The organism is Gaetbulibacter sp. S0825 (assembly GCF_011777505.1).
Taxonomy (GTDB): domain Bacteria; phylum Bacteroidota; class Bacteroidia; order Flavobacteriales; family Flavobacteriaceae; genus Pontimicrobium.
In genome coordinates, this window is sequence record NZ_JAATJT010000003.1 from 137,668 (window position 1) to 153,633 (window position 15,966).

The 15,966-nt window shown below is 33.8% G+C and carries 7 protein-coding genes; 6 read left to right on the forward strand and 1 reads right to left on the reverse strand.

The window, feature by feature from the left end; all coding sequences use genetic code 11:
* The first annotated feature begins 12 nt into the window (after positions 1-12).
* Complete coding sequence (locus tag HB672_RS11790) at positions 13-666, forward strand: hypothetical protein (protein ID WP_167769735.1); 654 nt, start codon at positions 13-15, stop codon at positions 664-666.
* 50 nt (positions 667-716) lie between these two features.
* Here HB672_RS11790 and HB672_RS11795 read toward each other — a convergent pair whose 3' ends face one another.
* On the reverse strand, positions 717-1,334 hold the full coding sequence (locus HB672_RS11795; protein ID WP_167769736.1) for a hypothetical protein: 618 nt from the start codon (positions 1,332-1,334) through the stop codon (positions 717-719).
* Positions 1,335-1,602: 268 nt separating this feature from the next.
* On the opposite strand from HB672_RS11795, the gene HB672_RS11800 reads away from it, so the two are divergent.
* The 5 genes from HB672_RS11800 (at position 1,603) to HB672_RS11820 (ending at position 15,954) form a co-directional block, all read left to right on the forward strand.
* A complete protein-coding gene (locus HB672_RS11800) occupies positions 1,603-2,046 on the forward strand; it encodes a hypothetical protein (protein ID WP_167769737.1) in 444 nt (147 codons plus the stop codon).
* 296 nt (positions 2,047-2,342) lie between these two features.
* Positions 2,343-3,647 (forward strand): hypothetical protein, encoded by a 1,305-nt coding sequence (locus HB672_RS11805; RefSeq protein WP_167769738.1) that lies wholly within the window; start codon positions 2,343-2,345, stop codon positions 3,645-3,647.
* Between the two features lie 187 nt (positions 3,648-3,834).
* Positions 3,835-5,271 carry a gliding motility-associated C-terminal domain-containing protein gene (locus tag HB672_RS11810; RefSeq protein WP_244306614.1) on the forward strand — a complete coding sequence of 479 codons (1,437 nt, stop codon included), beginning with the start codon at positions 3,835-3,837 and terminating at the stop codon, positions 5,269-5,271.
* Between the two features lie 2 nt (positions 5,272-5,273).
* The gene (locus HB672_RS11815; RefSeq protein ID WP_167769739.1) at positions 5,274-7,661 is read left to right on the forward strand and encodes a type IX secretion system membrane protein PorP/SprF; all 2,388 of its coding nucleotides are present in this window, start codon (positions 5,274-5,276) and stop codon (positions 7,659-7,661) included.
* A gap of 70 nt (positions 7,662-7,731) precedes the next feature.
* Complete coding sequence (locus HB672_RS11820; RefSeq protein WP_167769740.1) at positions 7,732-15,954, forward strand: T9SS type B sorting domain-containing protein; 8,223 nt, start codon at positions 7,732-7,734, stop codon at positions 15,952-15,954.
* Positions 15,955-15,966: the final 12 nt, after the last annotated feature.

A 15,966-nucleotide genomic window follows, 5' to 3' on the forward strand; every position in this document is an offset into this window, starting at 1 on the left:
GCTAAGTAAGCTATGAAATTTTTTACAACTTTAATATTCTTTTTGTGCTTTGTATATGCTACAATGGCTCAAATAAACGATTCTCAAAAAGGGTTTAAAATTGACCCTGTAGATAGCACTATGCAAGTTGATTTAAAATTATCGTTTAAACTCTCTCCTGTTAAGGGTCTAACAAATAAAAATGTAAGATATACGCTCAGCTATAAATCATTACCAGAATCTAATAAAAAGAAATATACCGTAGATATGACCAAGAAAAGTTCTTTGGTCGATAAAGAATGGACAATTAAGCAACGCTTTAGTGAAGACAGACAAGATTTAAGTGAATTCGAGAAAGATTACTATTTAGGTGATTTAAGAACAACTTCAAAAACAATTGTTATAAAGTGTCGAGATCATGAATATGTTGATGGTGACAGAATAAAACTTACCGTAAATGATGTAGTTATTCATCCAAACATAAGGTTATATGGAGATTTTTACACTATAGATGTAGATTTAAAGGAAGGCTATAATACTATTAATTTTATTGCATTAAACGAAGGTGAGTCTTCTCCAAACACAGCACAACTTATGGTGTTAGACCCAGATGGAAATACTTTGGCTTCAAACAGATGGCTAATTAGAACTGGCTATAAAGCCACTTTGGTTATAATAAAGGATTAAAAGTATTTACGGTTTTATCCTCTATTTTTCAAATAACCGCAATTCTATATTTACAAGGTAGAGTTTTTTTCAAGCACAATATCTTTTGTTACTATAAGCATATCTCCCTGTTTCTCGGGTTTTAAAATATTATCAATCCCTTTTCTTTTTAAACGCTTACGGCATGCTTTAGTTAACAAGGGATCGTTATCAAAAAGTAATGCATCTAAATAATACTCTTGTTTACCATCTTCTTTTATGGTAGGCAATATTTTTTTAAGCCCTTTTCTACGAGGATATGTTACAGGAGCTATAGCAGATCCAGGTATGAAAGTATAAAACGTATATTGCCCATCAGCATTTGTTTTCACCCAACCTCTATGGTACATGTAACGCTTATTATTTTTTTCCTTTATTTGGTAATCACCATTATCATCGGCTTGTTCAATAAAAAGAATTACATCTTTTGCAGGTGTTACACCGTCACTTTCATAAATAGTTCCTGTAATCTTTAATTTATTAGCCTTAGCTTCAAAACCTGGAATTGTATCCGTATTATTTAATTGGTTTTCTGAATAATCATAAATCGGATTGCGTTTTTCATAGTCATCTAAGGCTGCTTGAGTATTTTGAGCAAAACCAAAAACAACAAAACAAGCAAAACTAATAAGTGTAAGTAGATTTTTCATGGGGTAAATTTTTGTTATCGATCTTAAAATTAGCCCATTATGTTTTCTTAGAAATAAAAATCGTCTGAACGCATAAATTTTACGATGTATTGAACAGATTTCAAATGAAAGTCAAAATTCATCGATTAAACGATGAAATGAATATTAACAAAAATTTAGTGACTCAAAATGGAATAAAATTGTTCTTTTAGATTGAAATAATCGATAAAATGTTTGTTTTTTTCGATTAATAGCATAAATTTGTCCTTTAAACCCCAAAATCGTAATCATGAAGAAGCTTATATTATTTAGCTTTTTGTTAGTATTTGGTATTAGCAATGCTCAAAAAAAGAAGAATGAACCTCAAAGTATTATTAGCGTAAATGTTGGTATAAAAAAATACCACAATAAAGAAGAGCTAAATAGAATGCAAAAAGGTGAATTATTAGATTTATATATTGAGCGAATTGAAAGTCTTGTTCAAACTTTACCATATATAGCATTTGCTACAAAACCTGGCAAAACTATGTCTACTTATGGAATCCCTAATACTAAAGAAAATAGAAAAACGCTTGAAGACAAGATAGAAGGCACAAACGATTTTCTTGAAACGACCATTGAATTCCAAAAAAAAATGTTACCATATTCCGATAAGAGCAACTTAATTGCTGCAATTTTGTTTTATGAAGAAACAATGAAATCCTTACATGAATACAATGAGTTTAGACATTAAGCTAAAGATTATTTATATTTAGACTTATTTATATTTTTTGTTAAAAAATTAGCTGTGAAAATTTATTTTTTTCACAGCTTCTCTATTTTAAAAAAAATCTAGCAACATATATATGTTTGATTTATTTAATAGAAAAAGTTAGCATATAAGCATAAAAGTTTCATTTTAGATGAAAATATTATTTTATGTAGGAATTTTTCTATTAATTAGTGTAGTTCATCGAATATTTTTGTGCTTCATAGGTATATTGCATAAGTTTGGGTTATTCAAGAAAATAAAAAAAATAAATTTTCGTTATGAAAAACTTTACCCAAATCATTTGCATGTTTCTATTTGCTTTTGGAAGCATTTCTGCCCAACAAGAAAAAGGAATTGTAGGTATAACTAATTGGTTAAACAATTGGACCGAATTTAACTCTAACTCAGTTGACTATGGTGAACCTACACAAATATTAGCTGGAAATATCACTCAAGATATTACATTGTCCAAAAAATATGTTTACATGTTAATGGGTAGTGTGTTTGTTACAAACAATGCTACGATTAATATAGAGCCTGGAACAGTAATAATTGGCGATTACGAATCAAAAGCTTCTCTTACCATAAGCAGAGGATCTAAAATAATTGCGGAAGGCGAAGAAACCGACCCTATTGTTTTTACATCAAATAGAGGTGTTAAGAGGTCTGGAGATTGGGGAGGAATTATTATTCTAGGTGATGCACCAAGCAACAAGTTTGGTAATGGTTCTGTAGCTTCCTATCATCCAGAGCTTAAACCATCAGAATATGAATATACCAATCATGGTGGAGATAGTCTTACTAGCTCTTCAGGTATTTTAAAATATGTTAGAATTGAATACGCTGGAAAAAGAATTAAAGGTGCTGGTAATTTTAATGGTTTGTTATTAGCTAGTGTTGGTAATCAAACAATTCTAGAAAATATTATGATAAGTCACTCAGCCGGAAATTCTTTTGAAGTTTTAGGAGGAGAAGTTTATTTAGAAAAAGTGGTATCCTACAAATCTGATAAAAATGATTTCAAATTTAACTACGGTGCACAATGCCAATTATATAATTCCTTAGCAATTAGATCGCCTTATGTATCAAGTAGTGATGGATCTAGAAGCCTACTAGTTAAATCTTATGATGAAAAGGAGGAAGTTGATTTTACTAAAAAAGGAACTTCGGTCGTTGCTCAAAACTTAACATTTATAAATAAAAGTGAAGATCTTAAATCTGATGTCGAGTCTGGGTTAGTAAAAGAAGCAATATTCATTGCTGAAAACGCATCATTAGAAATGGAAAAGAGTGTTATTTCTGGTTTTAATCCAGCAGTATTACTTGATGAAAACATAACTATTAATCAAGAAAATCTGGAAAAAATAAAATTCATCAATATGTATTTTAATAATTGTAACGGAAACATTTTTACAGAATATAATTCTAATAATGATGACTTAGAAAATTGGTATGGTAACAGTGCGTTTTTTAATGTATACTCAAAAGGTGATGACGCTGAAACGTTTATTAATTTTGATAGTAATAAAAGACCAGATTTTAGATTAAGAATTAATAAAATACTTGCATCAACTGATGATTAAAACTCATTAATGAGCAAAACAAAAGTATGTTTAATAAGTGCTATAGCGCTAAAAAACCTTAAGCTTTCTCATTTACCTTCCTTATCTATTGTTTATAAAAGCCAGGGAAAATAAAGCTTACTGTTTTAAGCCAGTTAACATTAAAACATTCGCAACCAAAAACACTTGACTAGTAACTTGACAATGTATGATGAGAAACTTTACTTTAATTGTTTTATTATTCTTTTCTTTCACTAATACTATTAGTGCTCAGTTAGTTATAAGCACGCCTAGTTTAGGCTTTAGTCAAGCCTGTGCAAGCGAATCTTTTAATACATATTATGTAACATTTACTTTCTCACCAGAATCAAGTCTTATTCCAACAAATCAATTCATAATAGAGCTTTCAGATAATACAGGAAGTTTTTCAAACCCTACAACAGTTTACACCTCTGCACAAGGTGCTATAACACAATCACCAGCAACTTTAGGTTTTTCGTTGCCAACTACTACAGCTGGTGAAAACTATAAAGTTAGAATAAAGAGTACTGCTCCATCTGCCACAAGTACAGGCTCAGTATCTTTTCCAGCCTACTACAAAATTCAAGATGAACCATTTTCAATTAATAATTTAATTGAAACAGCTGTTTTTTGCTCAGGAAGCAGTTATTTATTGAGTATTGATAATCCAGGAAATGAGAGTAATAACTCGCCATTACAATACCCTTCATTAACCTTTAATTGGTATAAGGAAACTAGTCAAACAACTTCGGTTTTTGTAGCTTCAGGAGAGACATTGTCTGTTACTGAACCAGGAACATACTTTGTTGAAACTAATTATGGTTCTTGTACGTCTGATTCTTTTTCAAATCGTGTCACTGTAAGTGAAGCATCTTCAGGGCAAACTACATCATCAATAAGTTCTAGTTTAGGAAATCCCTATTGTTCAACTCAAGGCTCTACCACTTTAAGTGCCATAAATGGAAATAGTTATAAATGGTTTAAAGATGGTGAAGAAATTTCGGGAGCAACAGACCAAATGCTAGTTACCAATGAATCTGGTTTATTTGAGGTTAGTATTGATTTAGGTGATTGCACTGCAAGTGCTTCCATTGAACTTGATAACACTGGTTTTACAAGTAGCATTGATGCTTCTGAAATAAACTATATAGCTGAAGGTGAAACATTAACGGTTACTGTTACTACAACTGCCAATACTCCAGAATATGTTTGGTATTTAAACGATGTGATTATTTCTGGCGCAACCCAAAATAGCTATGAGGCTTCAGCAATTGGTAATTATAAAGTTGTGGTTACTCAAACGGTTGGCTGTAATGCATCAAAAGAATTTGAATTTGTGATTAGCAATCCTTTTCCAGATGTTTCAAACATTCCAAACTTAATAAGTCCAAATGGTGATAATATAAATGACACATGGATGATTCCACAAGCTTATGTTTCTGGAACAAACACTGAGGTAATGATCTTAGATTCTAATGGAAATATTGTATTAAAAACAAATGATTATAGAAACGATTGGCCACAAAATGAACTAAATTTTAAAAACGTAAATCCAGTTTATTATTACGTGATTACAACTCAAAATAATAAAACAAGAAAGGGCTCAATTACGGTAGTAAAATAAATATGAAAATAAATTTATTAATCATATTGATTCTTATCTGCGCAACGCAGCTTTCCTATTCACAAGAAGATGGAGTAGCCTCACTTGATATACCAGTAAGAAATTCTTTAAGATTCAATAGGTTTATTGTAAACCCTACTTTTAGCTTTGTAAGAGAACAAAATAAATATCTAAGTTTTACTAATAAAAGACAATGGGTACAATTTAACGATGCACCACTTACTTATTTAGCTAGTTATTCTGGTAGATTCAAAGAAAACATAGGTATTGGAGTTGGTCTGTTTCAAAAAAACAATGGTGTACTAACATCTTTTGGAGGTGTTTTAAATTTCGCTTACAATGCAAGGCTTCAACAAGACAGCAATTTAACTTTTGGTATAAATTTAGGCGCCTATAATAGTGGAATAAATGAAGGCAAGGTTATTACCAATCTTCCAGATCCATCACTTAGCAATATTCCATCGAACTTCTTATTAAGCATAAGTCCTGGTATTAATTATGGAACACAATTTTTTGATTTAGGTGTATCTGTAAACAATTTAGTACAATATAATATTACCTCTTCAGAGTTAATAGAAGAAGATCCGCAGCAATCAATTCAGACGCATGTAATGTATACAGGCTACATGGATTCTCGTGGCTTTTTTGATCAAAGCAAATTTTCAACACTAGTCAAGTCTGAGTTTCAAAAAGACAATACTATTATATCTGGAATTGCAATGATTACAGTCCCTAAAGGAATTTGGGGACAAATTGGTTATAATACCCTCTATGGATTTTCTGGTGGGATTGGATTAAACATTACAGAACAAATCGCTATTGAATATAATTTTGAAAAAACAGTTGGAGATTTAGAAACATTTAGGTCTTCACACGATATAACTTTAGCTTATAGATTTAAGAAAAAAGAAAGCTATTATTATGGTGGCGATGATGAAGAATCTGCTTTTGTAATTCCTAAAACAAAAAAACGAAAAAGAGTAGTAGCAAAATCAACTACAACTAATACCGACAGAGCAAAACGAGAACAAGAAAAAGCAAACGCAGAAGAAGAAGCAAGATTAGCAGCAGAAGCAACAGCAAAAGCCAAAGCAGATGAAGAAGCGCGTATCGCAGCAGAAAAACTTAAGGAAATTGAACTAAAAACCAATGCTGACGAAAAAGCAAGATTGGAAGCTGAAGCAAAAGCTAAAGCGGATGAAGAAGCTCGAATTGCAGCAGAAAAACTTAAAGAAATAGAACTGAAAGCTAAAGCTGATGAAAAAGCAAGATTAGAAGCTGAAGCAAAAGCTAAAGCGGATGAAGAAGCTCGAATTGCAGAAGAAAAGCTTAAGGAAATAGAATTGAAAGCTAAAGCTGACGAAAAAGCAAGATTAGAAGCTGAAGCAAAAGCTAAAGCAGATGAAGAAGCACGTATCGCAGAAGAAAAGCTTAAGGAAATAGAATTGAAAGCTAAAGCTGAAAGAGAACGCTTAGAAGCTGAAAAAGCAGTCCAATTTGAGATTACTCATAAAGATGAACTTGCAAGAACTATGTTTAATATGACTGAGTTGGCAAAAATTTCCAAACAAAAACAAGAAGATTTACTAACCAGACTGAATGAAGCAGTAGAGGATAAAAATAAAGATCTTAAGGATTTAAAAGAAGAAAACGATTTAAGTGAACAAGGTATTTATAAAGAGCCAAAGGCATTTAAAAGTGTTACTGCTCAAAACAGAGCCTTGGAAGCTTTAAAGGTAGAAGTTGATAATGCAATAAGTGAACGCTCTAAAAATATTGAAGAATTAGAGAGACAATATAACAATAGACTTAAAAATGTTTCAGATAAAAACGATGCCACTAATCAATATTATCGTGATGCTATTCAACAATTAAAAGACGAGCAAGAACAATCTCTAAGGTCAAAAGCATCTTTAGTATCTCGATTAGAAAAAATTGATCTTGATTTAGAATTTGAGCGAAACCGAAGAATAAAAAGAGCTCTTTATGATAATGAAGAAGATAGATATGAAAAAGATAGAGCGACGCTTAATCAAATAAAACAAAGCACAGAAATTGGTGGAAATAGATTATTAAACGAAGGAGATTTTGATTTTGGTGAGGAACGTGTTTTAGATAATATACAAATTGTTAAAGATGTAAAGCATGTAGATGAAGGTTATTATGTTGTACTCGCAGTGCACAATGATGTTGATAAAAGGGATGAGTTCTTGACAAAAGTAATATCCGCTGGTCAACCAAAAATAGACTTCTTCTACGATATTAATTCAAGTAAATACTTTATTTATTATGAAAAATTTCAAAGTATAGACGAAGCAAGAAAAGCCATACAATTAGACAATGGTAAGCCATATAATAGTAAAATGTCGATAGTGAAAATTGAGAAATAAAATATATTGAAGACGTACCATTTTTTTCAACGATTCCCCAACGCTGAAAAAAATGCAAAAATATACAACCATGAAAAAACCTACTTATTTAAAAACCAGCCTAGTTGTTTTAGCACTATTTTTTGGAATACAGTCTTTTGCACAAAACTATGTTCCATTTACTCCTAGATTTGATCAAGATGTAAAAGGGGATATCGTTTTGATTGGTAACAATATTTTAGGACCAGACAATAATGCATTTAACGATAATTCAGTTTACAATCATAATGTTAATATGCAATATATTGACATTGATTCAGATGCGTCAACATATAATTCTTCTAGTGCAGATTTAGAAATACCAAATCCAAATTGTTATAGAATCATTCATGCTGGATTATATTGGGGAGCGGTTACCAATGGAGCAGAATCAATTACTGATGTAAAATTTAAGGGTCCAGTTGGTCCATATCATGATGTAATTGGAACTGTAATTTTTAATGCTAATGGTACTTCTGTAGATGGTGGCGATAGTTTTCCTTACGCAGCATATGCTGATGTAACATCCATTGTTACAGGTATAGGTAATGGAACTAACCTTGGTACCTATACAATTGCAAATGTATCTAGTGCTCAAGGTCAAACAGATACTTACGATCCATTTAATGGTACTGGTCATTCGGCTGGTTGGTCATTATTTATTGTTTATGAAGACCCAACTATGCCTGGAAAATCTATTACCAGTTTTGATGGTTTTAGTGCTATTAGTGTTCCAGGAGGAAATCCTGCTTTGGATATTCCAGTTTCAGGTTTCAGAACAATTCCTGCACCTGCTCCAGTAAGAGCAAATTTTGCATTTGCAACTTTAGAAGGTGATAGTCCCATTGTAGGCGATCAATTATTGCTTAATAGTGTTAACCTTTCAACAGCAGACAGACCTGCAGATAACTTTTTTAATAGTTCGGTAACGCGATTAGATGCTACACCAGTAACCAATAGAAATCCTAATAGCACAAATACCTTAGGATTTGACACAGGTGTCATGGTAGTTCCAAACCCTGGGAATACAGTTATTGCCAATGATGCAACGAATGCAACTGTACGCTTAGAAACTGATGGTGATACTTTTTTTCCATATTTTTTCGCTTTGGCAGTTGATATTATTGAACCAAACATTGTACTCACCAAAATTGTTGAAGATACTTTTGGAAATAATATTGGTGGTCAGTTGGTAAATCTTGGTGATGAGCTTAATTATGTGATAGGCTTTCAAAATACTGGAAATGATGATGCTACGAATATTACTATTAGAGACGTACTACCAACTAATATTATTTTTAATTATCCAGCAGATATAGTCTCATTACCCGCTGGAGTTACTGTGGATAGCTATAATCCAACGACAAAAGAAATTGTTTTTAGAATTGATGAATCTTTAGTTGAGGAAAATGATCCAGTTTCTGAAATTAGATTTAAAGTAACAGTTGTAGAATCTTGCAGTTTGCTTAGCGATGCTTGTTCTAATATTATAAGCAATCAAGCATTTACTACGTATTATGGAACATTAAACCCTACTTTTCAAATTACGGATGATCCAAGTTTAAGTAGTAATACGGGTTGTTTATTAACACCTGCTGCAACTAACTTTCTGGCTGATTTAAACTGTACGTTTTCGGAAGAAGTCATTCTATGTGGTGATAGTGTAACATTAACTGCAGCTAATGGATACGATTCTTATTCATGGTCAACAAGTCCAACGGGTACGCCAGTAATTGGAACAACACAATCTATTACTGTTACAACAACAGGAACATATTATTCATTCAATACAGCAGCAGCACCTTGTCAGTCTATAGAACAAGAATATGATGTTATAACGTTTGGAGCCAATGTACCTAATCCAATAATTCCTTATGCAGACCAGATAGTTATATGCCCAAATGATGGAAAAGAACTTCCAAATATCTTTTTATGTGGTGCGAATGATGAAAGATTCATTCAAACGGGAATTACTGACACTACATCAATGATTTGGGAAAAATTAGATGAAACTAGTTGTTCTGCAGTTGCAAACCAAGATTGTGCAAACGAAGATGCTACTTGTACATGGAATCAAGTTGCCACAGGACCAGATTATTTAGTGGATACTGCTGGGCAATACAGACTAACTTTAAATTATGAAGGTGGTTGTTTTAACCAATTCTATTTTAATGTCTATACCAATTTATTAGAACCTACAGTTACTTCAAGAGATATTGTATGTACAACACCTGGAGAAATTGTCGTAAACAATGTTCCAAGTGGCTATGAATATAGCATTGATGGTGTGAATTATCAAGCTAGTAATATTTTTTCTGTGGCTACACCAGGAATATATTCAGTTTATATTAGACAAATTGGTGTCTCTCCTAACCCATGCATTTTTTCAGTTCCTGATGTACAAATAAGAGAAAGAGATTTTACGGTTTCAACAATTATTACGCAACCGTATTGTAATGGTGAATTAGGGAGTGTACATATTGCTGCTAATGATGCAGATCCTCAATATTTCTTTTCAATTTATCAAGGAGCTACACTCATTAATAGCGTTGGACCCATAGTACCTAGCGATTATACGTTTAGCAATTTAGCACCTGGTACATATACAATAAATGTGTCTACCGAAGATGGTTGTACTTACACTGGAGATATAGAAATTATTGAACCTCCTTTACTAACAGCAACAGCAGCACTTACAAAACCTCTAACGTGTACCGATGGAGAAATTACAGTGTATCCTGTAGGTGGAACTCCACCTTACTTTTATTTTGTTAATAGCACAACTGTTTTCCAAACAACACCAATAATTACGGTTACAACACCAGGAATTTATAATATTACAGTTGTAGATTCTAATAACTGTACGGCAGACACTACTATAACAGTTGACGTTGCTCCTGCTCCAGATTTTAATATCACCACAACAGATATTTTATGTTCAGATGCTGGAAATGTTGGAGGAATTAGCATTAACGTCACTAATCCTAACGGAAATACTTTAGAATACAGTATTGATGGTGGTACAACATTCTTTAATTCAAATGTTTTTACTGGACTAGCGGCTGGAAATTATGATGTAGTGGTTCAATACACATTAGGAACAGATGTATGTGCAACTACACCGCAAACAGTAACTATCTCTGCAGTAACAGCCATTGATGGAACTGCAACATTAACAACACCTTATACATGTACCACAAATGGTATTATTACAGTTTCGGGAGTTACTGGAGGAACACCTCCTTATATGTACAGCATAGATGGATTTACTTTTCAATCAGGAAATACTTTTACAGGATTAACAGCAGGAACTTATAATATAACTATACAAGATGATAACAACTGTACATTTATAGCTGCGCCTGTAACGATTGATGTATTAAATCCACCAACCGATTTAACTTTTAGCAATACGCCTTTAAGTTGTCCGTCAATTACTTCAGATGTCACAATAACAGGAACTACAGGTGGAACAGCTCCATTAGAGTATCAAATTATTGCTCCAGCAGTATCAGCAACTCCTTACCAAACATCAACTATTTTCCCAGGACTTGCTCCAGGAACTTATACGTTTCAAGTGAGAGATGCTAATGATTGTACCTATAGCGAATCATATACCATTGCTCCATTACCTCCAACGACAGTAAGTACAGTTCTAACAAAAGATTTAGATTGTACAGCCTCTCCTGATGCTATTATTACTGGAACAATTGCTGGAGGAACTGCGCCATTTACTTATGCAGTATCTATAAACGGAGGTGCTTATACCTCATTAGGTGCAACAGGGTCTCCATTTATTTACGCTGCTTCTACAGATGGAACATACCAATTCCAAATAACCGATGCTAATGGTTGTATTTCAGAATCAGGTGTGCAAACGGTGAATGCAATTTCGTTGCCTGAAATAAGTTCAGTAACATCAACACCAAATGTATGTAATGGAGATTCCAATGGCTCTATACAAATAGCAATAAATCCAAGTGTTGGTACACCACCATTTACAATTAACGTTTATAATACTACTACTAGTACAGATTATGGAACTCAAATAAGTGGTTTACCTGCTGGCGACTATACAATAACATTAACAGATGCAAAATCTTGTACAGATACTGAAACTATTACCATAACCGAACCTGACCCCATTTTAGTAACCTACCATACTGTAGATATTACCTGTAGCCCAAGTGGTGTGTCACAAGGTTCCATAATAATCGATGTTGTGACTGGAGGAACAGCACCATATAACTATTTTGTTACAGGAACTAATGGCTATTCAGCATCAGAGCTTAATGCCTCTGGTACAACATCTACAACGTTTGATGTAGTTGATTTTGGGTTATATCAAATCAATGTGGTTGATACCAATGGTTGTTCTGTATTAATTCAAGATGTCTTAGTAGCTTCACCACCAGATGATTTAGACATTTCTATAACATCAACGGTTGATTGTGCTTTAGGTGGAGAAGCCGTAGTGAGTATTGGTACAACATTAATTAGTTCTGGTCCTTTCTATTTTGATATTTACAGAGGCGTTATTCCAGCAGCTCCACCAGGAGGAACTTGGGTTACTAATGGAACTTCGTCTTATACATTTACTGGTTTATTACCTGGAGTTACTTATACATTTATTGTTTATGATGCCTCTACTGGTTGTAGTTATTTTGAAACTGCCACATCATCAATTCCAACCAATTCAACATTAACAGCTGATGCCTTAACAGCAAATAATATTACCTGTGTTGGTAGTGCGGATGGAAACGTATCGTTTACTATAAATAGTGTTTATGGTGTGCCTGTAAATGTTGATTATGAAATATATGATTCGTTATCAACCTTACCAATCATTCCTGGCGTTTCTGGTTCTGGCATAGTTCCAGCTGGAGGGTCGTTAGCTATAAACAATTTAGGTTCTCTACTATTTGGGAATTATTTTGTATTGATTACAGAAACTACTGGACCAAATGCTGGATGTTCTGTTGTTACAGTACCTTTCAATATCACAGAATCTGCTTTTGATTTAAATATCACAGCAACGGTTGATAAAAACGCGAACTGTAACCCAAATTCAGGTGTTATTAGTGCAATTGCTACCGATGGTACTGCACCTTATTTATATCAATTAACTACCTCAGCAACACCACCATTGGCAACAGACCCATCTTGGGCATCTGCCAATGTGTTCAACGTTGATGCTAATAGCTATTATGTGCATGTTATAGATGCTTATGGATGTATTAGAACAACTCCTGTAATTGTATTACCAAATGACCCTGAACCAGTAATTGCTACTTCAGTAAGTAATCAATGTACAGTTACAGATGGAAATTTTGAAATAGATGTAACTTTAACAACCGCTGGAATAGCGCCATATAGCTATAGCATAGATGGTGGTGCATTCCAAACGCTTACTGCACCATTTACAATATCTAATTTAGCTTCAGGAACGCATACCATAGAAATTCAAGATGTTAACGGTTGTGGAAATTTAGTATCAGTAGATATTGAAGCTCCCTTAGGAATAATTCCAGATATAACAACGATGCCTTCTTGTAATAATGATGATGGACAAATTACCATCACAGGTTCTGGAGGAAGTGGAACCTATAATTATGCTATAAGTCCAAATCCAGCATCAATTACCTTAGTTGGCAATGTATTTTCAGGTGTGCCATCAGGAACATATACAGTGACAATAACTGACACAGTAACATTATGTACTGAAGATGTAGAAATAGTTGTACCAGAAGCAACATTACCAACCTTAACTACAACACCAACAGCAGTTACATGTTATGGATATAGTTCAGGTGCTTTTGAATTAAATGTAAGCGGTTATTCAGGTGCTTATAGCTATGAAGTGTTTGATAGTACAAGTACGTCAGTTTTTGGAGTTGTTTCAGCAAACACCTCAACAAATCCAGAAATAGTAACTGGATTAACTGCAGGAACTTACACAGTTGTGATTACTGAAACTGCTAGCCCATTCTGTTCTAATACAACAGGTGTTATTATTTCATCACCAACAGATGCTTTAACAGTAGTTGCAACTGAAACATCAAACGTAACCTGTGATGATGATAGTGGTACCATAACTGCTATTGCAAGTGGTGGTTGGGGAACTTTCGAATATGAATTAACTGGAGCAGCCACAGTTGCTTACTCAGCAAATGGAACGTTTACAAACTTATCAGCTGGTATTTACACAGTAAATGTTAGAGACGCTGGAGGATGTATAGCATCAGATACTGTAACACTAGACATTCCACCGCCAATTGCCTCAACAGTAACAGCAAGTACAACACTATTGTCTTGTTTTGGAGATGACAATGCAACAATAACAGCAAATACCACAACTGGTGGCCAAGGTGCAAACTATACATATACATTAAATATGTTGTCGCCTACGGTAAGTACGTCTGGTCCGCAATCATCGAATGTGTTCGGTAACCTAGGAGCTGGAACTTATCAAGTAGTCGTAACTGATGGTTATAATTGTGAGTTTATTTCAGCTGATATTACTATTAATGAACCAACTCAAGTACAAGCTAGTTTAGTAGCAGCTACTACTCCAACCTGTACAATTGATGCGACGCTTACATTAAGTGCTTCAGGAGGGACAGGAACTTACACATATAGTAATGATGCTAGTTTTTCGACTGTTTTAGGGTCTTTTGCATCATCAACTACATTTTCTGTAACTCCAGGAACATATCAATATTACGTTAGAGATGCTAATGGATGTATTTCTGCTGTATCAAACGAAATAACAATTGATCCGCTTCCAACATTGGATGTTAACTTAGAAGCTACAGATATCTTTATTAATTGCGTTGGAGATAATACTGGCGTTATTGTAGCTACTGCCGAAGGTGGATTAGGAAGCTACGTTTACACCTTACAAGATGGATCAGGAAATGATATTTTACCAGCTCCAACACAAAATAGCCCAGGAGTGTTTACTGATCTTCCAGCAGGAACCTATCAAGTAGAAGTAGAAAGTGGTGATTGTTTATCAACATCAGACATCATAAATATTACTGAGCCATCGTCACCTCTAGTTGCTAATTATACAGTAACAGACATCACTTGTAGTGGTAGCAATAACGGAATGGTTGAGATTACTGCTTCTGGTGGAACTGGAATTATCAAATATGCCATTTCTCCACAATTAAATCAATTTTTTGAATCACCAATATTTGAAGATCTTGCTCCAGGAATTTATCAAGCTATCGCTCAAGATGAACTTGGATGCTTTGTGATTATTGATTTTACAATAAACGATCCAATTCCTGTATCACTTACTATTGTTGGAGGCTCTATACTCCCTGAGATTTGCGATGGTGATTTAGACGGTGAATTTAGTGTTGACATCTTTGGAGGTAATTTACCATACAGCGTTAGTTTAGATGACATAAATGGTACTTATACAATAGGTGGTCCAACTCAAACACAATTTGATTTTACTGGATTAGCTGGAGGCGACCACATTGTTTATGTACGTGATGCACTTGGCTGTGAATCGGAATGGAATATTTCATTCCCTGAATCAGTGTTAATAGACCCACAAGTTGAAGTAGAATTTGGTTGTGTAAATAATGCACCTTCAAATATTGTCACAGTGACTGTTGATGATAGTATCACCAATCTTTCAGATTTAGACTATTCATTAAATGGTGGTCCATATCAAGCTAGCAACGTGTTTGTTGATGTACCTGCAGGGACAGGACATTATATTGATGTAAGACATACAAACGGTTGCATACAAAGAACTGAATTATTTGATATTCCTGATTTTGACCCTCTAGTACTAACATTACATGAAGGTGAAATAAATCAAATTGTGGCTACAACTACTGGAGGTTCAACACCGTATAATTACACGTTAAACGGAGAAGATTATGGAAGTACAGATACATTTATTATTTATGAAACTGGTACTTATACCGTCACTGTAACTGATGCTAATGGCTGTATAGCTACTGCTTTAATTGAGATGACCTATGTAGATGTTTGTATACCAAATTATTTTACCCCTAATGGCGATGGTGTTCAAGATAATTGGGGGCCAGGTTGTACGGCTCAATACCCAAATCTTACGTTCGATATTTTTGATAGATATGGTCGTGTAATAGCTACGCTTAATCAAGGCGACAAATGGGATGGTAAATACAATGGCAATGAACTCCCAACTGGAGATTACTGGTATGTAGTGAAATTAAACGATACGAATGATAATCGCCATTTTGTTGGCCATTTCACTTTGTATCGCTAATAAAAAAGGTGT

Excerpts from the sequence above, each read along its gene's own strand:
- HB672_RS11800 (WP_167769737.1), top strand. The coding sequence starts at position 1,603 with ATGAAGAAGCTTATATTATTTAGCTTTTTGTTAGTATTTGGTATTAGC.
- HB672_RS11795 (WP_167769736.1), bottom strand. The coding sequence starts at position 1,334 with ATGAAAAATCTACTTACACTTATTAGTTTTGCTTGTTTTGTTGTTTTT.
- HB672_RS11820 (WP_167769740.1), top strand. The coding sequence starts at position 7,732 with ATGAAAAAACCTACTTATTTAAAAACCAGCCTAGTTGTTTTAGCACTA.
- HB672_RS11815 (WP_167769739.1), top strand. The coding sequence starts at position 5,274 with ATGAAAATAAATTTATTAATCATATTGATTCTTATCTGCGCAACGCAG.
- HB672_RS11790 (WP_167769735.1), top strand. The coding sequence starts at position 13 with ATGAAATTTTTTACAACTTTAATATTCTTTTTGTGCTTTGTATATGCT.
- HB672_RS11805 (WP_167769738.1), top strand. The coding sequence starts at position 2,343 with ATGAAAAACTTTACCCAAATCATTTGCATGTTTCTATTTGCTTTTGGA.
- HB672_RS11810 (WP_244306614.1), top strand. The coding sequence starts at position 3,835 with ATGATGAGAAACTTTACTTTAATTGTTTTATTATTCTTTTCTTTCACT.